At 71.5% G+C, this 22,493-nt stretch carries 22 protein-coding genes; 18 read left to right on the top strand and 4 right to left on the bottom strand.

What is annotated here, in order from left to right:
* Positions 1 to 4: 4 nt before the first annotated feature.
* The 10 genes from sctC to AC07NS_RS13885 are packed head-to-tail and all read left to right on the top strand — an operon-like array spanning position 5 to position 8,258.
* On the top strand, positions 5 to 1,909 hold the full coding sequence (sctC, locus tag AC07NS_RS13930) for a type III secretion system outer membrane ring subunit SctC (protein ID WP_494604108.1): 1,905 nt from the start codon (positions 5 to 7) through the stop codon (positions 1,907 to 1,909).
* Between the two features lie 4 nt (positions 1,910 to 1,913).
* The gene (locus AC07NS_RS13925; RefSeq protein WP_494604106.1) at positions 1,914 to 3,092 is read left to right on the top strand and encodes a SctD/MshK family protein; all 1,179 of its coding nucleotides are present in this window, start codon (positions 1,914 to 1,916) and stop codon (positions 3,090 to 3,092) included.
* A 42-nt stretch (positions 3,093 to 3,134) separates the two neighbouring features.
* Positions 3,135 to 3,440 (top strand): hypothetical protein, encoded by a 306-nt coding sequence (locus AC07NS_RS13920; RefSeq protein WP_492856830.1) that lies wholly within the window; start codon positions 3,135 to 3,137, stop codon positions 3,438 to 3,440.
* 27 nt (positions 3,441 to 3,467) lie between these two features.
* Complete coding sequence (locus AC07NS_RS13915) at positions 3,468 to 3,878, top strand: hypothetical protein (RefSeq protein WP_494604104.1); 411 nt, start codon at positions 3,468 to 3,470, stop codon at positions 3,876 to 3,878.
* A gap of 11 nt (positions 3,879 to 3,889) precedes the next feature.
* A complete protein-coding gene (sctJ, locus tag AC07NS_RS13910; RefSeq protein WP_494604102.1) occupies positions 3,890 to 4,633 on the top strand; it encodes a type III secretion system inner membrane ring lipoprotein SctJ in 744 nt (247 codons plus the stop codon).
* Positions 4,630 to 5,199, top strand: coding sequence for a hypothetical protein (locus tag AC07NS_RS13905; RefSeq protein WP_494604100.1), 570 nt, complete (start codon positions 4,630 to 4,632; stop codon positions 5,197 to 5,199). Before sctJ ends, AC07NS_RS13905 begins: the two co-directional genes overlap by 4 nt.
* A complete protein-coding gene (locus AC07NS_RS13900; RefSeq protein WP_494604098.1) occupies positions 5,196 to 5,795 on the top strand; it encodes a FliH/SctL family protein in 600 nt (199 codons plus the stop codon). Before AC07NS_RS13905 ends, AC07NS_RS13900 begins: the two co-directional genes overlap by 4 nt.
* Complete coding sequence (locus tag AC07NS_RS13895; protein WP_494604096.1) at positions 5,792 to 7,114, top strand: FliI/YscN family ATPase; 1,323 nt, start codon at positions 5,792 to 5,794, stop codon at positions 7,112 to 7,114. Before AC07NS_RS13900 ends, AC07NS_RS13895 begins: the two co-directional genes overlap by 4 nt.
* Positions 7,111 to 7,590 (top strand): hypothetical protein, encoded by a 480-nt coding sequence (locus AC07NS_RS13890; protein ID WP_494604095.1) that lies wholly within the window; start codon positions 7,111 to 7,113, stop codon positions 7,588 to 7,590. Before AC07NS_RS13895 ends, AC07NS_RS13890 begins: the two co-directional genes overlap by 4 nt.
* Complete coding sequence (locus tag AC07NS_RS13885; RefSeq protein WP_494604094.1) at positions 7,587 to 8,258, top strand: hypothetical protein; 672 nt, start codon at positions 7,587 to 7,589, stop codon at positions 8,256 to 8,258. The genes AC07NS_RS13890 and AC07NS_RS13885 overlap by 4 nt, the downstream gene beginning before the upstream one ends.
* A gap of 212 nt (positions 8,259 to 8,470) precedes the next feature.
* On the opposite strand, the gene AC07NS_RS13880 is transcribed toward AC07NS_RS13885, so the two are convergent.
* Together AC07NS_RS13880 and AC07NS_RS13875 are read right to left on the bottom strand one after the other, a co-directional pair.
* The gene (locus AC07NS_RS13880) at positions 8,471 to 9,127 is read right to left on the bottom strand and encodes a hypothetical protein (RefSeq protein ID WP_494604092.1); all 657 of its coding nucleotides are present in this window, start codon (positions 9,125 to 9,127) and stop codon (positions 8,471 to 8,473) included.
* A gap of 117 nt (positions 9,128 to 9,244) precedes the next feature.
* Positions 9,245 to 9,475, bottom strand: coding sequence for a hypothetical protein (locus AC07NS_RS13875; RefSeq protein ID WP_494604091.1), 231 nt, complete (start codon positions 9,473 to 9,475; stop codon positions 9,245 to 9,247).
* Between the two features lie 107 nt (positions 9,476 to 9,582).
* Between AC07NS_RS13875 and AC07NS_RS13870 the strand changes: the two genes are divergently transcribed.
* The 8 genes from AC07NS_RS13870 to AC07NS_RS13835 all read left to right on the top strand — a co-directional run bounded on the left by AC07NS_RS13870 (position 9,583) and on the right by AC07NS_RS13835 (position 16,718).
* Positions 9,583 to 10,644: a sensor histidine kinase gene (locus tag AC07NS_RS13870; RefSeq protein ID WP_494604089.1), complete on the top strand. Its 1,062-nt coding sequence runs from the start codon at positions 9,583 to 9,585 to the stop codon at positions 10,642 to 10,644.
* Positions 10,641 to 11,303, top strand: a complete 663-nt coding sequence (locus tag AC07NS_RS13865; protein WP_494604088.1) for a response regulator transcription factor — start codon at positions 10,641 to 10,643, stop codon at positions 11,301 to 11,303. Before AC07NS_RS13870 ends, AC07NS_RS13865 begins: the two co-directional genes overlap by 4 nt.
* Positions 11,300 to 12,283: a FliM/FliN family flagellar motor switch protein gene (locus AC07NS_RS13860; RefSeq protein WP_494604086.1), complete on the top strand. Its 984-nt coding sequence runs from the start codon at positions 11,300 to 11,302 to the stop codon at positions 12,281 to 12,283. Before AC07NS_RS13865 ends, AC07NS_RS13860 begins: the two co-directional genes overlap by 4 nt.
* Before the next feature lie 6 nt (positions 12,284 to 12,289).
* The gene (gene sctR, locus AC07NS_RS13855) at positions 12,290 to 12,952 is read left to right on the top strand and encodes a type III secretion system export apparatus subunit SctR (protein ID WP_494604085.1); all 663 of its coding nucleotides are present in this window, start codon (positions 12,290 to 12,292) and stop codon (positions 12,950 to 12,952) included.
* A 13-nt stretch (positions 12,953 to 12,965) separates the two neighbouring features.
* Entirely contained in the window at positions 12,966 to 13,238 is a 273-nt protein-coding gene (gene sctS / locus AC07NS_RS13850; protein ID WP_110119753.1) for a type III secretion system export apparatus subunit SctS, read from the top strand.
* The gene (sctT, locus tag AC07NS_RS13845; protein WP_494604083.1) at positions 13,235 to 14,035 is read left to right on the top strand and encodes a type III secretion system export apparatus subunit SctT; all 801 of its coding nucleotides are present in this window, start codon (positions 13,235 to 13,237) and stop codon (positions 14,033 to 14,035) included. The genes sctS and sctT overlap by 4 nt, the downstream gene beginning before the upstream one ends.
* A gap of 250 nt (positions 14,036 to 14,285) precedes the next feature.
* The gene (locus tag AC07NS_RS13840) at positions 14,286 to 15,092 is read left to right on the top strand and encodes a DUF1521 domain-containing protein (RefSeq protein WP_494604081.1); all 807 of its coding nucleotides are present in this window, start codon (positions 14,286 to 14,288) and stop codon (positions 15,090 to 15,092) included.
* A 144-nt stretch (positions 15,093 to 15,236) separates the two neighbouring features.
* Positions 15,237 to 16,718, top strand: a complete 1,482-nt coding sequence (locus tag AC07NS_RS13835; protein ID WP_494604080.1) for an adenosine deaminase family protein — start codon at positions 15,237 to 15,239, stop codon at positions 16,716 to 16,718.
* Between the two features lie 164 nt (positions 16,719 to 16,882).
* Here the strand turns inward: AC07NS_RS13835 and AC07NS_RS13830 are convergent, their stop codons facing one another.
* Together AC07NS_RS13830 and AC07NS_RS13825 are read right to left on the bottom strand one after the other, a co-directional pair.
* The gene (locus tag AC07NS_RS13830; RefSeq protein ID WP_494604078.1) at positions 16,883 to 19,366 is read right to left on the bottom strand and encodes a glycosyl hydrolase 115 family protein; all 2,484 of its coding nucleotides are present in this window, start codon (positions 19,364 to 19,366) and stop codon (positions 16,883 to 16,885) included.
* A 921-nt stretch (positions 19,367 to 20,287) separates the two neighbouring features.
* Positions 20,288 to 22,318, bottom strand: coding sequence for a phytase (locus AC07NS_RS13825; RefSeq protein WP_494604077.1), 2,031 nt, complete (start codon positions 22,316 to 22,318; stop codon positions 20,288 to 20,290).
* Between the last annotated feature and the right edge of the window lie 175 nt (positions 22,319 to 22,493).

Genomic DNA, 22,493 nt, shown 5'->3' with positions numbered 1-22,493 from the left:
CAGAATGTCCCTTCAGAAGGATAGACCCAGCGTTCGCCGCGCCGCCCGGATGGGCGTTGTCGCGGCGGTCGCCGCCGCCCTGGCCGCCACCGCGCCGCAGGTCCGCGCCGGCGAGGTTCCGCTGGGCGGCCGCAACATCGACCTGACCGCCCGCGAACAGCCGATCGCCCAGTTCCTGCAGAACTTCTACAATCAGGTCGGCGTGCCGGTGATCGTCTCCTCGCAGGTGGCCGGCACGATCAACGGCGTCTTCCGCGGCCCGGCCGCCAAGATCGACGCCGACATCTCCAAGGCCTTCGACCTCGTCACCTATTACGACGGCGGGGCGGCCTATGTGTACACCGCCGCCCAGCTCTCCAGCCGCAGCTTCCCGATCTCGGGCTCGGCCTCGCGCCGGGTCGACCGCGCCGCGCGGCAGCTTGGCCTGCTCGACGGCCGCAACACCCTGCGCGCCACCGGCGACATGCTGGTCGCCACCGGCTCGCCGCGCTTCCTCCAGCAGGTGGACGAGCTGGCCCGGGGCGGCGTGCAGGCCGAGGCGGCGTCGCCGACCCTGCAGTACCGGGTGTTCTACCTGCGCTACGGCTGGGCCGACGACGTGAACCTGACGGTGGGCGCCAAGCAGGTGACCATCCCGGGCGTGGCTTCGATCATCCGCTCGCTGGTCAGCTCCGAGACCAATGAGCGCTCCGGCGCGGCCGCCCGCAGCGAAAGCGCCATCCCCGCCGCCGTCCAGGGCCTGCGCGGCCAGGGGCTGGCCACGCTCGGCACGCCCAATGCGGGCGGTTCGTTCTACGGCGCCGAAGGGCAGGGGACCTTGGGCCAGCCGCTCGCCAACGAGCAGACCGGCGTCTACGCCCCGCCCAACCCCGTGCGGGTGCAGGCCGACAGCCGCCTCAACGCCATCATCGTCCGCGACGTCGCCGAGCGCATGTCGGCCTACGAGGAGCTGGTCCGCGCCCTCGATGTCGAGCCGCAGCTGCTCGAGGTCGAGGCGGCGATCATCGACATCGACACCACCAAGGCCCGGGATCTCGGGATCAACTGGCGGTTCGACGACGGCAGCGGCGGCATTCAGTTCGGTCGTGGCCCCAACGCGCCGGCCGGCCTCGAAGACACCAACCTCACCCGTGGAAACACCTCGCCCAAGCCCTACCAGGGCCTGATCGCCTCGACGATCATCGGCAACGGCGACTACTTCGCCGCCCGCCTCAACGCCCTGGAGACCGAGGGTGTCGCCCGCGTGGTCTCGCGGCCGCAGATCGTCACCCTGTCGAACGTCGAGGCGGTGTTCGAGAACAGCCGCGACTTCTACGTCCGCCTGGCTGGCGAGCGCGACGTCGACCTCTTCAACGTCACCGCGGGCACCACCCTGCGCGTCACTCCGCACGTCACCCGCGACGGAACCCAGACCCGCATCCGCATGCTGGTGACCATCGAGGACGGCTCGCTGACCAACGCCAGCGTCGACAACATCCCCGTCGTCCGCCGCGCGGCGCTCAACACCCAGGCCCTGATCGTCGAGGGCCAGAGCCTGCTGCTGGGCGGCATGACCGTGCAGTCCGACACCACCGGCTCGTCGAAGATCCCGGTGCTGGGCTCGATCCCGGTGCTGGGCAACCTCTTCAAGGTGCAGCAGCGCAGCAGCGGCCGCATCGAGCGGATGTTCCTGATTACCCCGCGCCTGGCCTCGATCGGCTCGCGATCGCCGTCGCCGGCGGGGGTGCGCTACGACGCGCCGGCCTCGGGCTTCGAGAACGCCCCGCTGCCCGCCGCGCCGGCCCTGCCGACCGACCGCAAGCCCGCCAAGGGCGCGCGGCGCGGACCCGCCCAGCCGCTGCCGCCGGCGCCGCCCCCCGTGGCGGCGCAGCCCGACGGCACGATGAAACCCATCCCCAATCCGAGCTAGGCCCATGACCCATCAAGCCCTGCCGCCCGAAGACACGACGGAAGAACTGGCGAAGGTCCACGCCGCGACCCTGGTCCTCAAGGTGCTGTCCGGCCGCGTCGCCGGCGCCCTGCTGCCCATGCCGCCGGGCGAGGCCGCCGAGCTCGGCCACGGCTTCGACGCCGACATCGTCCTGCGCGACGCCAGCGCCAAGGGGATCCGCGTGCGGCTGACCGCCGGCGAGGAGGCCGCCGACATCGAGGTGCTGTCGGGCCAGGTCGAGATGCTCGGCCACCGCCTGGAGGCCCCGGCCCGCGCCGTGCTGCCCTGCTACGTGCCGCTGATCGTCGGCGACAACGCCCTGGCCCTGGGCGTCGAGGAAAGCCCCCGCTGGGGCGAGGCCGAGCGCCTGCTGAACGCCGCCGCGCCCGCCGAGACCCCGCCGGCCGAGGAAGAGGAGGGCGGCCTGTTCGAGGACGGCCGCAGCCTGCTGCGGCGCACGTTGGATCGCGGCGTCCGGGTCGTCGGCGCCACGCCGCATCTGGTGCCCGTGCTGGTGTTCGGCGCGGCCCTGGCCTGCGTCACCTACGCCGTCGCCAACGTGCCCCGCTTCGGCGGCCAGGAGGCCAGCCCCTCCAAGGTCCACGCCCTGCTGCGCCAGGAGGGCTACGGCGCCCTGGCCGTGCAGCCCGAGGAGAACGGCAAGCTGGTCATCGCCGGCGTGCTCAGCCGCGACGCCGAGAAGGCCCGCCTGACCCGCCTGGTCAGCAGTCGTGAGCTGCCGGCGAGGGTAGAGGTCGTGACCAGCGAAAGCCTGGCCCAGAACGTCGAGGACGTCTTCCAGGCCAACGGCCTGGCCGCCACCGCCCGTCCCAACGGCCTGGCCCGCGTGCAGGTGCAGGTCACCGGCCCGGCCCAGGACGTGGCCAAGGTCGAGAAGATCGCCCTGCACGACGTCAAGGGCCTGCGCGCCCTCGACGTGGAGCGGGCCGCCGGCGGTGATCGCCTGGGCCAGGTGTTCGACCAGGGTCCCGGCAAGCGGGTGGTGGCGGTGGTCGGCGGCGAGGCCGGCTACGTCGCCACCGCCGACGGCGCCCGCTACTTCGCCGGCTCCATGCTGCCCACCGGCGACCGCATCGTCGGCGTCGAGAGCCAGGCCGTGCTGGTCGAGAAGGGCGGCGAGACCACCCGCCTGATGTTCTGAAAGCAAGCGCCAGAACCCCAAGAATTCCAAGGAGAAGCGACGATGACCGACACGATTTCGAACTACGCGACCATGTCCGTGGCCTCCAGCCTCCAGGGCTCCAACACCAAGAACCGTCCGGGCAGCTGGTTCGAGGCCATGGCCCACGCCTGGGGCCAGGTGCTCGACTCCCAGGCCGTGCGCATCACCGAGCTGTCCGACCAGGTCGGCACGGGCGGCGACGACAAGCCCTCGGTCATGGCCATGCTGACGGCCGAGAGCCTGCGCATGAACTTCATGGCCAATTCGGAAAGCACCTCGGTCGACAGCGTCGGCCGCGCCCTCGAAACCATGGCCCGCAAGAACTAAGCGGCCTCTTCAGCGGAGAGGACGCCCATGTCCTTCGACCCCGTATCGGCGGCCGCCCTGGCCGTCCCCCAGGAAGCATCGCCCCAGGTCACGCAGGTCGGCTACGGCGCCAGCCTGACCGACGCCGTCCAGTTCCAGAACGCCCTGCACACGGCCGGCGCTTCGTCGGTGGGGGCGGTCTCGGGCCTCGGCGGCCCCGAAGCCCTGGCCCCGGCCATGAAGGGGATCTTCAACCAGCTGGAGTTCGTCAACGGCCAGGCCTCGAACCTCGCCGCCCACGCCAAGGCGGCCGAGGCCAAAGGCGCGGCGATCACCCCCGGCGAGATGATCGGCCTGACCGTCCAGTGCCACGAATTCATGTTCAACTGCCAACTGACCTCGAACATCGCCAACCGCACGTCCGACGGCCTGCAGCAGCTCTTCCGGCAGCAGTCCTGAGGGAGGCGACGATGCGCAAGATCCTGCCGGCGTTGCTGGTCGCCACGGCCCTGGGCCTCACCGCCTGCGCGGAGAAGGAGCTCTACGGCGGCCTCTCCGAGCGCGAGGCCAACGAGATGGTCGCCGTGCTCCAGAACGCCAACGTCTCGGCCTCCAAGAGCAGCAAGGACGGCAAGGTCTGGGCGCTGAAGACCCGGGCCGAGCAGTTCTCCTCGGCCGTGGCCGTGCTGCACGACCAGGGCTATCCGCGCGACAAGTTCGAGAGCCTGGGCGAGGTGTTCAAGAAGGAGGGCTTCGTCTCCTCGCCGATGGAGCAGCGGGCCCGGCTGATGTACGGCCTGTCGCAGGAGCTCAGCCAGACCATCTCGTCGATCGACGGCGTGGTGCAGGCCCGGGTGCACATCGCCGTGCCCGAGGCCGACCCGCTGGCCGAGCAGCAGAAGCCGTCCTCGGCCTCGGTGTTCATCCGCCACAACCCCGACGTCGACCTCTCCGGCCAGGTGGGGTCGATCAAGGCCCTGGTCACCAACTCCATCGAGGGCCTGCCCTACGACAAGGTGACGGTGGTGATGTTCCCGGCCAAGCCGGTGATGGCGGCCGCCCCGGTTTCGCCGATCAAGAGCTTCACCATGCCGGCCATCGCCATACTGGCGGCGATCGGCGGGGTGGGGGCCTATGTCGTCAGCCGCACCAGCCGCTTCAAGCCGCGCCGCAAGCTGCGGACCCTGGCCGAGCCGACGGGGCCGGCCGCATGAACGCCCGGGCCGATCGCGAACGGCTGGGCGCCCAGGCTCGGCTGCTGGCGGGCGTCGGCGCGCCGGAAAGCGTGGGTCCGCGCGCGGCGCGTCTGGCCCGTCGCCTGGCGGGGCGACCGGAAGCCGTCCTGGCCTTCGCCGACATCGCCGCCGCGCCCGACTGGGTCGCCTGGCCGGCCGAGCGACGCGCCCGCCTGGCCGACTTCGCGGCGGCGGCGGCCTGCACGGCGGTTCTGCAGCGCTGCATCGACGGCCGGCGCCTGGCGCGGGTCGCGCGGCGGATCGGCGAGGCGGCTCTGGACGTCGTTCTGGCCTCGCCCTCCGGGCTCGTGCCCGCCATCTCGCAGGCCGAGGCGGCCCTGGCCGACGACGGCGCCTTCGCGACCCTCGGCGCGGCCGTCCTGCTCGCCGAGGTCGCCGACCGACCGGCCGCGACCCTGCGTCTGCGCGATCTCTTCGACGTCGTCCCCCTGGCGCTCGATCCCGAGCGCGGACGCAGCGCGGCCCATGTCGCGCGGGGACTTTTCATGGCCTTCGAGGCCGGCGCGCTGGAGGCCGCCGCATGACCTATCTGCTGCTTTCGTCCGGTCCCTCGGCCGCGCTGCTGACCGACCAGCCGGTGATCCGCTGCGAGGACGTCGGCGCCGTGCGCGACGCGGCCGAGCTCACCGCCGCCCTCGACGCCCTGCGCCAGGCCACTCGCGAGGCCGCCCTGCGCGACGGCTTCGCCCAGGGCCACGCCGAGGGAACCGCCGCCGCCGCCCGCGAGACCGCCCAGGTACTGGCCGGCGTCCACGCCGCCCTCCAGCTCGAACGCGACCGCCTGCGGAGCAGCGCCGGCGCCCTGGCCCTCGACATCGTCCGCCGCATCGCCGCCGGTCTGGCGTCCGACGAGGTGCTGGCGGCCCTGGCCGAACAGGCCGCCCGCGACCTTCTGCCCGAAGAGCCGATCCGCGTCCGCGTCGCCCCCGAGGCGGCCGGCACGGTGACCCGCCGCCTGTGGTCGATCGACGCCCGCATCGAGGTGGTGGCCGATGGCGACCTGCCGGCCGGCGACTGCGTGCTCGACACCCCGTCGGGCCGCACCCACGCCGGGCTGGAAACCCAGCTGCGCGCGCTCGAAGCCGTGTTCGCCGCCCCCGCCGGCGAGGCCGCCGCATGAGTCTCGATACGGATACCGACGCCCGCCTGCGCGAGGTCCTGCGCGGCGCCCGCACCGTCGAGCGGCGCGGCCGCGTGGCCCAGGCCTTCGGCACCACCGTCCGCGCCACGGGCCTGGACGTCCGCATCGGCCAGGAGTGCGAGATCGTCGATCGCGCCGGCGGCCACACGGTCAAGGCCCAGGTGGTCGGCCTCGACGGCGGCGCGGCGATCCTCACGCCCCTGGCGCGGCTGGAGGGCGTGGCGGTCGACGCCGAGGTCGTGGCCGGTCCGCGCCGCAGCGAGATCGGGGTCGGCGAGGGCCTGCTGGGCCGCGTGCTGGACGCCCACGGCGAGCCGCTCGACGGTCTGGGTCCCATCACCGGCCTGCTGCGGCCGTTCCCGGTCTATGGCGAGGCCCCCAATCCGCTGGCCCGTCCGCCGATCGCCCAGCCGTTCGCCACCGGCGTGCGCAGCGTCGACGCCTTGCTGACCACGGGCGAGGGCCAGCGCGTGGGCCTGTTCGCCATGGCCGGCGGCGGCAAGTCCACCCTGCTGGGCATGTTCGCCCGCCACGCCCGCAGCGACGTCAACGTCATCGCCCTGATCGGCGAACGCGGCCGGGAAGTGCGCGAGTTCCTCGACGACTGCCTGGGGCCGGAAGGCCTGGCCCGCTCGGTGGTGATCGTCTCCACCTCCGATCGCCCGGCCATGGAGCGCGTCCGCGCCGCCCACGTCGCCACCGCCATCGCCGAAGGGTTCCGGGCCGAGGGGCGGCGCGTGATGTTGCAGATGGACAGCGTCACCCGCTTCGCCCGCGCCCTGCGCGAGATCGGCCTGTCGGTGGGCGAGCCGGCCGTGCGCCGCGGCTTCCCGCCGTCGGTCTTCGCCGAGCTGCCGCGCCTGTTCGAGCGGGCGGGCGCGATCGAGGGCGGGGCGATCACCGCCTTCTACACCGTGCTGATCGAGGACGAGGAGGGCGGCGATCCGGTCGGCGAGGAAGTCCGCTCGATCCTCGACGGCCACATCTACCTGTCCCGAAAGCTCGGCCAGGCTGGCCACTATCCGGCCATCGACGTCGCCGCCAGCCTCAGCCGGGTCTTCCCGCGCGTCACGGGGCCGGAGCAGCAGGCCGCCGCCTCGAAGGTGCGCGGCTGGATGGCCAAGTACGCCGAGATCGAGTTCCTGCTCCAGATCGGCGAGTACAAGCCCGGCGGCGACCCGCTGGCCGACGAGGCCATCGCCCGCCGCGCCGCCATCACCGGCCTGCTGCGCCAGGGCGCGCACGACGCGGTCGCCTTCGAGGATGCGCTCTCGACCCTGATGGAGACGGCCGCATGAGCGCCCGCGTTCAGGTCCAGGCCCTGACCCCGGTCGTCAAGCTGCGCGAGCGCCGCGTGGAGAAGGCGATGCGCGAGGCCGCGCAGGCCCGCCGCAAGGTCGCCGACGCCGTCATGGCGTTGGAGGCCCGCGACCGCTCGATCGCCGCGCACGACCTCGCCAAGGCCAGGCTCGACGACTGGTTCGCCGGCGGCCTGTCGGGCGCGGCCCACCTGATCGAGGCCGCCCTGGCGCGGCGCGAGGCGATCGCCACGGCCCGCGACGCCGACCAGCGCCGGCGCGACCAGGAGGCCGTGGCCCTGGAGCTGGCGCGCGAGGATCTCGCCGTCGCCCTGCGGGACCTGGCCCGCGCCCAGGGCCGCTTCGACGCCATGAGCGGCCGCCTGGATCTCGCCCGCGCCCTGGTCGCCGCCGACCGCGAGGCCCGCGAGCAGCTGGAGATCGAGGACGCCGGCGCCCTGAGGAGAACCCGATGACCGCTATCCGCGACAGCGCTCCGTCCGATCGTTCCACTTCGTCCAGCCAGCGGTCGTCTTCGTCCGACCAGGCGACGCCCTGGCGCGGCGCCGAGTTCCAGGCCGCCCTGCAACAGGCCGCCGACCGCCGCGAGCCCGCCGCCCGCCAGCCCCTCCGCGGCGAGCGCCAGAAGGAGGCCGAGCGCGAGGACAAGGAGGAGGGGGCCACCGTCGACCTTTCCGCCCTGCTGGGGCCGGCCCGCGAGTTCAAGGATACGGCCTCGACTTCGGAACCGGCCGGCGTCGACGCCCTGGCGGCCCTGACCCGACAAGGCGGCGAGGCGGTCGACATCCCCGTGACGGGGCCGGCCACCGCCAGCGCCGCCGAGATCGAGGCCTTCGCCGCCGCCATGGACCAGGCCTGGATCGCCGCCGGCGGCGACCGCAAGGCGCTGGCCCTGGGTCTGGCCGACAAGAACTCCCTGCTGACGGGCCTTGGCCTGGCGCGCGGTCCCGACGGCGCGGTCTCCCTAACCCTGGCGGCCCGGCCGGACGCCACGCCCGAGGTGACCAAGGCCCTGGAAGCCCTGCGCAAGCGGCTGGAGGTGCGCGGCCTGGCCCTCGCCGACCTCTTCGTCGAGGCCGACGACGGCCTGGATCCGGAAGCGCTGATCCGGAGGGTGCGGTGAGCGCACTCCCCCAACTCCCGTCATTCCCGCCCCCCGGGACCAGCCGCAGGCTGGCCCGAGGGCAAGCCAAGTGGCGGGAACCCCTCTTTCAGCCGCAAGGACACTCGGGGCGGCGTGCTCAGCACGCCGCTGGCGCTTCACATGCGAGCGGAACCAGGGGTTCCCGCCACAAGGGCGGGAATGACGGGATCATTTGGGAGGACCAGCCCAGCCTACCTAAACGGCAACCCGAACCGCCCCCGATCGGCCTGCGCCGCGCGGGCCACGGCCCGAGCCACCTCGGCCGGCGGATCCCCCGCCGCCCAACGCTCCGCCAGGATCTCGATCAGCCGGCGGCTCTGGGCGTTGTGCAGGCCTTCGGTCGGATCGGCGGCGTCGGCCCGCAGCTTGTCGATGTAGAGGCTGGCCGCCTTGGGCGAGGCCGAGACGAGGTCCAGCAGATAGGTCGCCGCCGTCTCGAAGGCCTCGGCGTCCAGCGGCGCGTCGGCGATGTCGCGCACCAGCCAGACGCACAGGAACTCCAGCGGACCGACCTTGCGGCTGTTGCTCAGCAACGGCCCGCCCACGCCCAGACTGGAGAAGCCGCCGGCGCCCCAGGCCGGCACCCGCGCGGCCGGCAGGCGGGCGGTCAGCAGGGCCTGGGCCAGCGCATCGGCGACCAGGGCCTTGACGTCGGGCTCGCCGAAATGGGCCACGGCCGCCAGCAGCTTGGCGAAGCCCGGATAGAGCGCGTCGCCCAGGTCGGTGCAGACGCGCTCCAGCACATCGACGCGCCGGTCCAGGCTCGACTGGCCCTGCAGGCCCTCGACCAGGGCCTGGGCGGCGCCGAACCAGTCGGGCTCGGATTTGAGGATGCGGTCGGCGGTCACGCCGGAAGGCTAGAGCATTTTCGAGCGAAGTGGATACCGGTTCGCGTGAAGAAAATGCGCCAAAACAAAGGACTGGAGCGCCGGTCCGATGCAATCGGGCCGGAAATAGCTCCAGCGTCAGACGAAGCCGTTGTCGCGGGCGTCGGTGAGGCGGTCGGCCACGGCGCGGGCGGCGTCGTCCAGGTCGCGCGAGACACCGGAAAGACCGATGCGGCCGTCCTGGCGCGAGAAGCCGGAAAAGTCGCCGAAGGCCTGGGCGCGCGAGGGCTCGCCGGCCGGGGAAATCCCCGAAAGGCCGTGGCTCCAGACGCCGGAAACGGACGGGGCGTCGATGCGGCTGGCGGACATGGCGAACTCCTTCAGTCTTTCGATACGAAGATCAACGCGCCGCCGCCAGTCGGGTTTTCCCTAGCCGGAGGGCCCGTCGGGGTCTCCCGACCAAGGGGGAAGACCGCATGACCGGTCTCGCCACCCTGCTGGCCCACTCGGCCGAGGCCGAGGCCCTGGAGGCGCTCGACCTGGCCGTCGCCGCCTTCGAGGACGCCGCCGCGCCCCGCCTGGCCTGGCGAACGGCGGCCTTCGCGCGGCTGACCCCGGGTCTCGCGCCCGGCCAGGTCCCGGCCGGCGGTCTGCTGGCGGCGGTCGAGGCGGCCCAGCGCGGGGAGGGCGGCCTGCACCCGCTCGACCTCGACGGCCAGGCCTTCGAGGCGCGCACGGTCGCCGGCGACGGCCGCATCCACCTGATCCTCTCCAGCGCCGCCGAGCGCCAGCAGGCCGAGGCCCGGCGCCTGGCCGACCGCGAACGCCTGCTGCTGACCTCGCGCGTCATGTCGGTGGGCGAGATGGCGACCATGATCGCCCACGAACTGAACCAGCCGATCGGCTCGATCGCCAACATCGCCCGCGGGCTCAAGGCCCGGCTGGCGCGCGGGGCGCTGTCGAAGGACGAGGGCGTCGAGGCCCTCGATCGCGCCGCCGAGCAGGCGCTCTACGCCTCCGGCGTCATCCAGCGCATGCGCTCCTTCGTCGAGCAGCGCCAGCCCCAGGTCGAGCCGCTGGACCTGCCCAAACTGGTCCGCGCCACGCTGGACCTGCTCGACTGGGAGATCGCCCGCGACAAGGTCGTCGCCCGCGCGCGCTTCGACGCCCTGCCGCCGGTGCTGGGCGACGCGGTGATGATCCAGCAGGTGCTGGTCAACCTGGCCCGCAACGGCCTGGACGCCATGCGCGGCCGGCCCGGACCTCGCCGCCTGACCATCGCCGCCGGCCCCATGGAAGGCTCCGACCGCATGATCGAGCTGACCGTCGCCGACAGCGGTCCCGGCGTCGACGCGGCCGCCGCCGACCGGATGTTCTCGCCGTTCTTCTCGACCAAGCCCGGCGGCATGGGCGTGGGCTTGGGCATCTGCCGCTCGATCGTCGAACTGCATCGCGGGCGGCTCTGGCACGCCCCGGATCCCGAGGGGGGGACCGTATTCCACATCGCGCTGCCCGCGGCGCGCCAGGAGGAGCCATGACCACCCCCTCTGCATCGACACTGACGCCCGCGCCGGACGTCCCGCCGCCGCCCCTGGGCGCGGTCTGCCTGGTCGACGACCACGGCGAGTTCCGCCAGTCCGCCGCCTGGTGGCTGGAGAGCCTGGGCTACGCCGTCTCCACCTTCGACGGCGCCCGGGCCTTCCTCGACGCCGGCGAGCCGCCGGCCGACGCCTGCCTGCTGCTGGATGTGCGCATGCCCGACATGTCGGGGCTGGAGCTGCTCGACGCCCTGAAGGCCAGGGGCTGCCAGCGGCCGGTGATCTTCATGACCGGCCACGGCGACGTGCCCCTGGCCGTCGAGGCCATGCAGAAGGGCGCCGTCACCTTCCTGGAAAAGCCCTTCCAGGAGGCCGCTCTCGAAGCGGCGCTCGAACGCGCCTTCGCCCAGGTCCGTCCCGTCGTCTCCCCCGGCCAGGACGCCTACGCCCGCCGCGTCGCCGGCCTGACCGACCGCGAGCGTGAGGTCATGGCCCTGGTGGTGGCCGGCAAGGTCAACAAGGTCATCGCCTATGAGCTGGGCATCAGCCCCAAGACCGTCGAGCTGCACCGCTCGCGGATCATGACCAAGATGGAGGCCGCCAGCCTGACCCGGCTGGTGCGCATGGCCGTCACCGGCAGCGTGGACGACGACGCATGAGCGCCTTCCTCGACCTCGAAGCGGGGGAGGGCCCCGCCGCCGACCTCTCCGATCTCGTCGCCCGCAACCGCGCCCTGGCCGTGCTGGCGGCCCTGCGCGCCCCGGGCCTCGTCGCCCGGGTTTCGCTGGATCCCGAGGCCGGTCCCGGACCCTGGATCCTGTTCGAAGCCGGCCAGCGTCTGGCCATCCGCGAACTGGCCGGCGCGGCCTTCACCCCGGCCGACGACGCTGAACTGCTGATCGGTCTCGACCGCGTCGAGCCCGTGGTGGCCGCGATTGAGGCGGCGACTACCGAAGGCCTGTCGCCCCTGGGCGTCGACGCTGCGACGCCCGACGGCCTGCTGGCCCTGTCGATCGAGGCCCTGGCCCAGGACGGCGCGCCCTTCGCCCGGCTGGTCCTGGCCGTCGATCCGCAGGCCGCCAGCGCCTGGCCCGAGCCGATCTTCGATCCCTGGGCCCCCGGCGCGCACCTGGCCGTCCCCGCCGCCGGCCCGCTGGTGCTGGACGGACCGGAGCTGCCGGCGACGACCGCCGCCTCGCTGCGTCCCGGCGACATCGTGCTGACCCCGCTGTCGGCCACGCGCCCGGGCCTCGCCAGCCTGACCCTGTTCGACCGTCGCCTCGTCGGCCGGTTCGACCTTTCCCACCATCGCTTCACGCTCAACGCCATCGAGGAGAGCGCCATGGCTCCGCCGCCGCTCGACATCGCCGTCGTCCACACAGAGGACGTTCCCACCGACGCCGCGCCGGTCGCGCCCGCCGACCTGCCGGTGCCGCTGAAGGTGCTGCTGGGCGAGGCCAGCCTGCCGCTGTCGGAGCTGTCGGGTCTTCGCCCGGGCGCGACCGTCGTCCTGGCCGGCCCGCGCGAGGACGCCCCCGCCGTGCTGCTGGCCGGCGGCCGCCCGATCGCCCGCGGCCGGCTCGTGCCGGTCGGCGAGGCCTGGGGCGTTCTGGTCGAAACCATAGGCGGCGAGGGCTGAGCGCAGATGGATCTCTCGCAGTTCTCGCCCGGCTCGGCCCTCATCACCGTCATCCTGCTGGCGCTGGCGCCGTTCGTGGCGGTGATGGTCACCTCGTTCACCAAGATCGTCGTCACGCTCAGCCTGCTGCGCAATGCGCTGGGCCTGCAGCAGGTGCCGCCCAACATCGTGCTCAACGGCCTGGCTTTGATCCTGACGCTCTACGTCATGTACCCGGTCGGACAGCAGATGGCCGCCGCCAACCAGGGCGTCAAACCGATCGCGGCCGTCAGCAGCGACACCCAGGCCCTGTTCACCTACGCCGACAAGGCCAAGGAGCCGCTGCGCGAGTTCCTGATCAAGCATTCGACGCCCCGCGAGCGCGCCTTCTTCCTGAAGACCGCCCAACGCATCAACGGCCCGGAAACGGCCCGCAAGCTGACCCAGCGCGACTTCATCGTCATCGTCCCGGCCTTCACCGTCTCGGAGCTGGCGGCCGCCTTCCAGATCGGCTTTTTGATCTTCCTGCCGTTCCTGATCATCGACCTGGTCGTATCCAACATCCTCTTGGCCATGGGCATGATGATGCTGTCGCCGACCACGGTGTCGCTGCCGTTTAAGCTGCTGCTGTTCGTGCTGATCGACGGCTGGGTGAAGCTCGCCCACGGCCTCGTGCTGTCCTACACGTAAGGAGGGCCGCGCCATGCTGAACGCCCAGGCGATCGAGCTCGTCAACCAGGCCCTCTGGCTGGTGCTGATCCTGTCGGCCCCGCCGATCGTCGCCGCCTCGCTGGTCGGCCTGCTGGTGGCGGTCATCCAGTCGGCCACCCAGCTGCAGGAGCAGACCCTGCAGTACGCGGCCAAGTTCTTCGCCATCGTGCTGACCATCTTCGTCACCGCCAGCCTGCTGGGCGGCACGCTCTATCGCTTCGGCGACCGGGTGTTCACCGAGTTCCCGGCCATGGTCCGCCGATGAACACGCCCGACTGGCTGGGCGCGATCTTCTCCAACACCATGGTGCTCGCCGTCGGCGCGACCCGGGTGGCGGCGGCCTTCATGTTGCTGCCGCTGCTGTCGCCCGAGACCGTGCCGGCCCTGGTGCGCAACTCGATCTTTCTGGCCTTCGGGATCATCGTCATCACCCTCCAGCCGCAGGTCGCCCAGATGGAGCTGCCGACGGTCCAGTGGATCCTGATCTTCGGCAAGGAGGCGGTGATCGGCCTGGTCATCGGCTTCTTCTTCGGGACCATGCTGTGGGCCCTGGAGGCGGCCGGCCAGATCATCGACGCCAAGGTCGGGGCGACCATGGCCCAGGTCGTCGATCCGCTCAGCGGCCACCAGACCTCGCTGACCGGCGAGTTCCTCGGCCGCCTGGCCAACTTCGTCTTCATGTTCTCGGGCGGGCTCTTGCTGATGGTCGGGGTGATCCTCGACAGCTACGCCATCTGGCCGATCGGCAGCCTGACCCCGATGCTGTCCTTGCGCAGCCTTGGCCTCTTCGAGGGCGAGTTCTCGCGGCTGATGGTGATGGCGGTGATGCTGTCGACCCCGGCCCTGATCGTGCTCTACCTGGTCGACGGCGGCCTTGGCCTGATCAACCGCTACGCCCCGCAGCTCAACGTCTTCTCCCTGGGCCTGGCCATCAAGTCGTGGATCGCCACGGCGGTGGTCCTGGCCATGCTGACGGGCCTAGTCCAACTGCTCCTCAACGAGATCGGCGCGCGGCCCTCGACGATCCTGCAGGTGCTGCGGGCGCTGGATGGGAAGGGGTAGCAAGACCCTCCCCCTGAAGGGGGAGGTGGCCCGGAGGGCCGGAGGGGGAAGTCCCTGCTGACGTCGAGCGGGTTGGCGGCTCACAGGCCACATCCCCCTCCGTCGGCTTTGCCGACACCTCCCCCTTCAGGGGGAGGGTCTGGGCGCTAGGGTTTTCCCTGATGGGGTACGCCCCAGCTATCTCGACGGCCCCGCTCGGCGCCACCTTTCGTCGCAGGCCGCACGGCGGCGATGAGAGAGGGTAGGAGCGATGACCACCATCAACGGGTCGCTGAGCACGGCGATCAACAGCGCGATCCTGACCGGGATCGGGGCCGAGCTCGGCAAGTCGCTGAGCAGCTTCGGCGCCATGCAGTTCACCCTGGGCGCCATCGTCGCCGGCCTGTTCCAGCCCGCGCCCGCCCAGCAGCCGTTCACCGCCACCATGCCCGGCGAGGGCAAGGCCGAGATCGACATCGGCGACGGCTACACCCTGTCGATCAACGAGGCGAGCTCCGAGATCGTCGTGCGCGACGCCGACGGCAACGCCACCCGCGTCTGGGGCGACCCCCACGTCAGCTACAACGGCGAGCACATCGGCGACTTCTGGGGCACGACCACCTTCCAGCTCGAGAACGGCACGAAGATCACGATCAACACCGAGACCTCGAAGTGGAACAACATGACCTACGCCGAGCAGGTGGTGGTCACCCGCGGCGACCAGGCGATCGTCATTGACGGGGTCAGCGAGCAGACCAAGGGCGACTTCTCCGTCACCCTGGGCGGCAACGGCTACGCCCTCGACGCGGCCCATGACGACGGCCTGGTGATCCACGAGGACGACGCCTCGGCCACCGGCTGGACCAGCAGCATCGACGGCGGCGCGGTCGGCCAGGCCGACTTCGACCTCACCAAGCCCGGCGCCGAGGGCCTGCGCGAGACCCTGCAGACCTTCCATGCGGGCCTTGGCCTGCTGCTGACCGGCTGGCTGCTGGGCGCCGGCGCGGGCCTTGGCCTGTCGGCCGACGCCTCGGTCTCCGCCCGGGCCGCCGACCGGTTCCCGCTGCTGAACCTCTAATCGCGACGACCCGACCCGGTCCTTTTCGTCCGCCTTGATTTGCCAAACGCGGCAAATCATCCTCGGTAGGCGGGAAGGATCTGGGGGCGGACGATGCGCGCGAAAAATCGGTTGGTGAGCGGGCTTGCTGTGGCGGCCGGGCTGTTGACGCTCTCGTCCGCCCTGGCTTTCGTCCCGGCGCCCGCCCTGGCGGCGCCGCCGGCCCCCTCGGCCGAGGCGCGCGCATCGGCCGCCTTCGACGCGGCCCTGAAGAACCGCGCCGCCCTGCGCCTCTTCCTCCAGGCCATGCCCAAGGGCGGCGACCTGCACAACCATCTGTCGGGAACGCCCTACGCCGAGGACTTCCTGGCCTGGGCCGACGCCGACGGCCTGTGCGTCACCACCGACGTCCAGCCGGCCCTGGCCGGCGGGCCGTGCGACGCCCCCGGCCGCAAACCGGCCCGGGGCCTCTCCAAGGCCGACTCGGCCCTCTACGCCCGGGCGCTCAACTCGCTGTCGATGCTGAACTACAACCCCGGCGCCGACGGCGCCCAGGCCTCCGGCCACGACCAGTTCTTCTCGACCTTCGGCCGCTTCGGGGCGGTGACCGAGAACAACCTGCCGGCCATGCTGGCGGTGGTCCGCGAATACGCCGCCGGCGACCATGTCGGCTATGTCGAGACCTCGGTGAACCCCGGCGCCATCTACGACCTGGTGAACAAGGTCCGCGGCTCGGCCTGGGACGGCGACTTCGACAAGGCCTTCGCCGCCCTGGAGCCGGGGATCCCCGACCTCGTCGCCAAGGTCCGCGCCGAGATGGACGCCGCCGAGGCCCAGTCCGACCGCCGCCTGGGCTGCCAGACCCAGAAGCCGCGCCAGGGCGCCTGCGCCGTGACGCTGGGCTACCAGGCCTTCGCCGTGCGCATCCTGCCGCCGCAGGTGGTGTTCGCCCAACTGACAGCCGCCTTCGCCCTGGCCGACGGCGACCCGCGCTTCGTCGGGGTCAACATCGTCGCGCCGGAAGACAACCCGACCTCGCTGGCCGACTACCGCCTGCACATGCGGATGCTGGGCTACCTGCACGCCCGCTATCCGAAGGTGAAGCTGTCGCTGCACGCCGGCGAGCTGACCCTGGGCCTGGTGCCGCCGCGCGACCTGTCGTTCCACATCCGCGAGGCGGTCGAGGTGGCCGGCGCCAGCCGCATCGGGCATGGCGTCGACATCGCCCACGAAGCCGGGGCGCGCGATCTGCTCGCGCGGATGGCCCGCGACAAGGTCGCCGTCGAGATCAACCTGACCAGCAACGACGTCATCCTGGGCGTGAAGGGCGCCGACCACCCGCTGCACCTCTACCGCAAGGCCGGCGTGCCGGTGGTGCTGTCGACCGACGACGAGGGCGTCTCGCGCATCGACCTGACCAACGAATACCTGCGCGCCGCCACCGAGCAGGGCCTGACCTACCGCGACCTCAAGGCCCTGGCCCGCAACAGCCTGGAATACGCCTTCGTCCCGGGCAAAAGCCTGCGCGGCGCGGCCGAATGCGCCAAGCCGGGCAAGGCCTGCGAGGCGTTCCTGGGGGCGAACCCGAAGGCGCAGCTGCAGTGGAAGCTGGAACGGGATTTCGAGGCCTTCGAGGCGACCCACTGACCCCTCTCCCCTTGCGGGAGAGGGTGGCCTCGCGGAGCGAGGTCGGGTGAGGGGTCTCTCAGAAATCCAACGCCGCGACAGCCGATCCGCTGTCACGGCGTTTTGCGTTTGTGCGACCCCTCATCCGGCGCTTCGCGCCACCTTCTCCCGCAAGGGGAGAAGGCTCACCGACAGCCCGCCGCCGGCCGCAGCACCAGCGCATCCAGCGCCACGCCGGGATCCAGCTGCGCCACCCGCACCGCCCGCTTGTCGCCGCACAGCGTCAGCCCCGACGACACCCGCACCCGCCCGTCGAGCACGCCCTCGGCCCAGGCCCTGTCGCCGACCTTGCGCGACGCCGCGACCTCCACAGGCGCGCCGCCGTCGACCGACACCGCCAACCGCAGCGCCGTCTGGCCGTTCAGCGGGAAGGTCGGCAAGAGGTCCAGGTCCAGCGACCAGGCGCCGGCTGGCAGGGTCACCGCATAGTCCAGCGCCGGCCCGGCCTGCGCGAGCGTCCGCGACGGCTCGGTCGCGACCCCCGCCACCATCACCGCCCCGCCACGCCCCACGCCGTCCAGCCGCCGCCAGCCGGCGCCGCGCGCCGTCTCGGCCTCGACCACGATCACGTCGGTGTCGGTTGGCGGGAAAGGCGCCAGGCGTGGCGCGGTCGCGTCCGCCGCCGGGGCGACGAACGGCTTCTGCCGGAACGATGTCCACTGTCCGTCGGCCGGCTCCACCGACAGGATCCCGCGCCACTTTCCCCCGGCGATCTCGTCGTTGTAGCGACGGGTGAGGGCGGCGATCTCCGCGTCCGCCGCCCGCGCCTTGTCGGCACGCCGGCGGGCTTCCTCGGAGCGGCTGGCGATCAGTCGGTCGAACGCCTCGGCGTCGAAGAAGCGGTGGTTGGCCGCCGCGGCCGCCCGCACCGGATACTCCACCAGCTCGAACCAGGCGTCGCGCTGGTCGGCCGGGATCTTGGCGGCCTCGCGATCCAGCCGCGCGACCAGGGCGTCGAACCGGGCCAGCCGTGCGTCCGCTTGCGCCACCGACAGCGGGCTCGAGCGCGGGCTCGCGCCCCGGCCCCAGAACCATTGCAGGTGCTCGGGCTTGCGCTCGAAATTCAGCTGGTGGTGCTCGGCCAGGATCCCGGCGATCGCCTCGGCGCGCCCGGCTCCGAACACCTCGCGGGCGAACCGCGCCTCGTAGCCGTGGGCGCCCATGGCGCGCACCCCGTCCACATCCCAGGCCATGTCGAGGAACAGCTGCGTCCCCAGCTCCGCCGGCTTGATGTCGCCGACATTGGCGATCCACAGCCTGCGCGCGCCCAGGTCCCAGGCCCGGCCCATCTCCTCGATCACCAGGGCCGGCGGCGTGGTCGACAGCCACAGGTCCGACAGCGGCGCGCCCAGATAGGACAGGTGATAGTAGACGCCCGATCCGCCCGGCCGCTGGCGCTCCTGCGCGTTCGGCAGCTGGCGGATATAGCCGAAATTGTCGTCCGGCCAGACCAGCGTCACGTCGTCCGGCACCTTCAGCCCCGAGCGATAGACGTCCAGCACCTCCTTGTAGGCGGTGAACACCTGCGGGACGGTCTCGACCTTGGGATCGACATGGTCGCGGATCAGCCCGCGCTGGTCGGCGATGATCTTCTCCAGCAGCGCCCGCTGGCCGTCGATGTCGCCGCCGCCGACCATGCCGGAATCGTGGATGCCCCGCATGCCGAGGGTATAGATGTTCTCGTAGGCGCCGTTGGCCTTCACCCGCTGGCGCCAGTAGTCGAGCACCCCGCCTGGATTGGCCGCGTAGTTGTAGGCCTCCGCGCCCGCCTTCCACTCGCCGACATTGTTGCGCAGCATCGGCTCGGCGTGGGACGAGCCCATGACGATCCCCCAGCGGTCGGCCAGGGCGGCGTTGGCCGGGTCGGCGTTGAACGGCTTGCTGACCTCGTGCATGGCTGGCCACAGGGTGTTGGCCTTCAGCCGCAGCAAGAGCTGGAACACCTTCTCGTAGGTCTTCGGGCCGATGTCGCCATAGGCAGGGTCGAAGGTCTTGGCCGCCCAGGGCTGCAGGCCCCAGTCCTCGTCGTTGATGAAGATGCCGCGGTACTGCACCGACGGCGCCTCGACCCGGCGGGTTCCGGCGGCGACATAGAGCGCCTTGCGCTTCTGGGGTCTGACGTCCGCCCACCAGGTCCAGGGCGAGACGCCGATGGCGCGGCTCAGGTCGTAGACGCCATAGGCCGTCCCCCTTCGGTCGCTTCCCACGATGACCAGGGCGCGGTCGAGACCGGGCGCGGGGTTCTCGACCAAGGTGATCAGGAAGCCCTCCCAGCGGCCGCGCAGGTCGTCGACCTTCAGTTTCCTGTCGCGCACGAGGCCGTCGATCAGCGGGCTCTTGCCCAGCGTGCCGACCAGGATCGCCGTCCGGCCCTGGGGCGCATTCGTCGAGAGGCGAGGGGTCTTGCCGGTGACGGCCGCGAGGTCGTCGCGCAGGTCCCGCGCGGCCAGGCCCACCACCGGGGCGTCGCCTTCCGAATAGAGGATCTCGACCCCGGCGATCTGGAACGCGCCGCGCGAGGCCTTGTCGCTGATCCAGGTGTCCTGCGCCCAGGCGGGCAGAGCCAGGACGACCACCGCCAAGCCGATGACGAGCGACGCCAGCCGCATGAGCTTCCTCCAGATCGCTTCGCTGTCAGGCAGCTAGGTCGAATTGGTCAGACCATAGGGCGATCCGGAGGATTGGATAGTCACTTTGTGAATTTACATCTCATTATATGGGATATTTGGATGGGACTACCTCTTCCCCGTAAAATCCCGCGAAACCTGATCCCTCTCCCGCAAGGGGAGAAGGATCGCTGACCGGGATAGAGCTTGCTCAATCCCCGGCGGCCTCGCCAAAGACCCCAACCAATCCAACCCCTTGCAACTTTCTCAGCGTTCTGGATCAGACGCGCTGAAACCCGCTGCATAATCAGAGCTGTCCCGTCGCAGGGAGAGGGCGCAAGGATCCGGCCCGAAGCGTGCGACGGCGATGCGATCGAGCGGGGCCGCCGGAGCTGCGTGAGCAGGGCCGAACGGCTTAAATGAGGATGGGGGACGTAAACCCATCCATCGGGAGCTTGCCTGTATCGGCTCCCGCCCGTCCGAGGGTCCGCTCCGGCGCCTTCTGTCTGCACGCGATGGCTAGCGAAGCTTACAGCCCGGTTCCGGGGAAGGCATACGCCGAAGGGGGTGAAGGGCGGAAAAGGCCCGCGCGCCCCGGCCTGAGGGCAAGAACGATCGCGCGGGGCGTCAAGGCTTCGTCGAAACGGTATTCAAACTCACAGCTCCGGGCGTGGCCCGGACGCCCCGCGCCCTCTCCATCAACTCGCAGCGAAGGCGCGTGGTCGTAAGGTCGCGCCCAAAGATCCTCCCCCTGAAGGGGGAGGTGGCCCAGAGGGCCGGAGGGGGAAGTGTCCGTCGACGTCGAGACCGCCGCCAGCTCATCAGCAACTTCCCCCTCAGTCGCTCCGCGACAGCTCCCCCTTCAGGGGGAGCATCTTGGACGCCAAGGCCTTCGGAGCGAGAAGTGCCTTGTCAATGAACCGCCTACTTCAACCCCAACGCCCCGGCGATCGCCGACCACGGCACGAGCTTGAAGTTCTGGTGCTCGGGCGGGAAGACGTTGCGGCCGTCCTGGGCGACGAAGGCGCCGCCTTCCAGGCCCGCGCCCAGTGAGGCGCTGGTCACCTCCAGGCCGTCGGTTTCGGAGATCCCGTCGACGCCCTTGGCGCCGTCGGCGACCACCGAGAAGCTGCCGACATAGGCGTTGTCGCCTTCGCGGCGATAGACGGCGTAGCTGTCGTTGCCCTGGCTGGAGACGACGATGAAGCCCTTGCCGCCCGGCTGGGCGTAGATGCCCACGCCCTCCAGGTCGTCCTTCAGGGCCGGGTTGGCGGCCACGCGGTCGACGGCCTTGGGCGCGCGGTTGTCCGACGGCTCGGCGCCCAGCCGCCAAAGGGCGACGTCCTCTTCGGCCACGTAGAGGGCGCCGGTCTCGTCGTCGGCGACGCAGCCCTCGGTCTGGGTGTCGAACTTCACGTCGCGCACCTGCACGGCGCGGACCTTGCCGTTGGCCTGCGCGACCAGCTTCCACTGCCGCACAAGGCCGTCGGGATCGCTGATGAAGACGTAGGTCGCGCCCTTCCTGCCGCGATACATGCAGAGGCCGTAGGGGTCCGAAAGCTCCGTGGCCTGCACGCCGTCGGCGACCGAGGTCAGCTGCCGCGTGGCCGGGTCCAGGGTGTAGATGGCGATCGACTTGTGGGTGCGGTCGCTGGCCGTGACCAGGATCACGTCCTTGCCGGCCAGCTTGAAGCCGGACCTCAGGTCGACATTGTTCATCTTGCCGTCGGCCAGGTACTGCAAGGGCTTGCCGTCGAGGCCATAGACCAGCAGGCCGCCCTTCTTGTCGGTGGCGATGATGGCGCTCTTGGCCGGATCGGCCGGGTTGGCCCAGATGGCCGGATCGTCGGCGGCGTCGCCGTCATGGGCGACCGGCGTGGTCTCCATGGTCGGGCGGACCACGGCGAAGTCGGCCTTGGGCCTGGAGCCCGCCGCATCGCCGGCGGCCAGCTTCAGCCCGGCGGCGACGTCGGCCCACGACACGACCTTCATGTTCGCGCCCGACTTGCGGTCGTCGGCCACCAGCAGGGCGCCGGCCGGCAGGCGATCACCCAGGGGGGCGCGCAGGGCGAACAGGCCCGACGGGTTCTCGACGGCGTTCTGCTGGTCGGCCTGGATGCGGAACAGGCCGGTGAAGGCGTCGTCCTGCGAGCGGTCATAGACGGCGTAGTCGCCGGCCGTGGCGTTGGCGGCGACCAGGAAGCGGGCGTTCTCGCCGCCGTCGACCAAGGCCAGGCCCGCCACCTCGCCGGCGATCTGGCCCAGGCGGTTGGCGTCGATCAGGGTCGGCACGGGATCGGATTCCGGATCGGCCGCGTAGCGCCAGATCCCGACCGCCTCCTGGGCGACATAGAGCGCGCCGGTCACGTCGTCGGCGACGCAGTACTTGGCCTCGGACGACAGGTGCAGGCGGCGCACGATACGGCCGTCCAGCTTGCCGTCGGCGGTGGGGAACAGCAGCCACTGGTCCATCTGGCCGGCCACGCCCAGGGTGAAGGCGTAGAGCGAGCGATCGCGCGACCCGCGCCACAGGCAGACGCCTTCGCCGGCGTAGTCGAGGCTCAGCGGCTTGGCGTCGAGATTGGCGGCCTGGCCGGTGGCGAAATCGTAGGCCGCCAGGCGCAGGCGGCCGCCCTTCCGATCGAGCAGGGCCACCAGCGGCTTGCCCTCGTGTTCGCGCACATCGACGCCATAGACCTCGCCGCCGGGGATCGCGCCCACGCGCTGGCCGTCCAGGCCGTAGAGCTCCAGCCCGCCGCCTTCGCCGGTGGCGGCGATCAGGCTCTTCTCCGGCGCGGCCGGATTGCGCAGCAGGGCCACGCCGTTGGCGCCGCCTTCGGTGGTCGGGGCGGTCGAGATCACGGGCGCGACGGCCGGGGCCTCGGCGAGGGCGGATCCCGCGCCGAGCAGGAAGGCGAGCACGCCGACGGCGGCGCTGGCGCGAAGATGGGTCATTCCGTGGATCCCCCAGGGTCGTTCAGACGGGTTGGCGCGGCCAGCCCCGGCCGGCGGGTGGCTTATGCGACGATTTCAAAACGGATTGATGACGTCGAAGGCCTTTCACCGACACGGGCGTTTCTCCGCGTCGGGGCGGCTATAGTCGTCCCCCGAGTCTGTCGCCGCCCTGGAG

This window comes from Caulobacter sp. GW821-FHT10A10 (assembly GCF_059415745.1).
The sequence above is the reverse complement of the archived record's forward strand: the minus strand, read 5'-3'. Positions and strand labels throughout refer to the sequence as shown.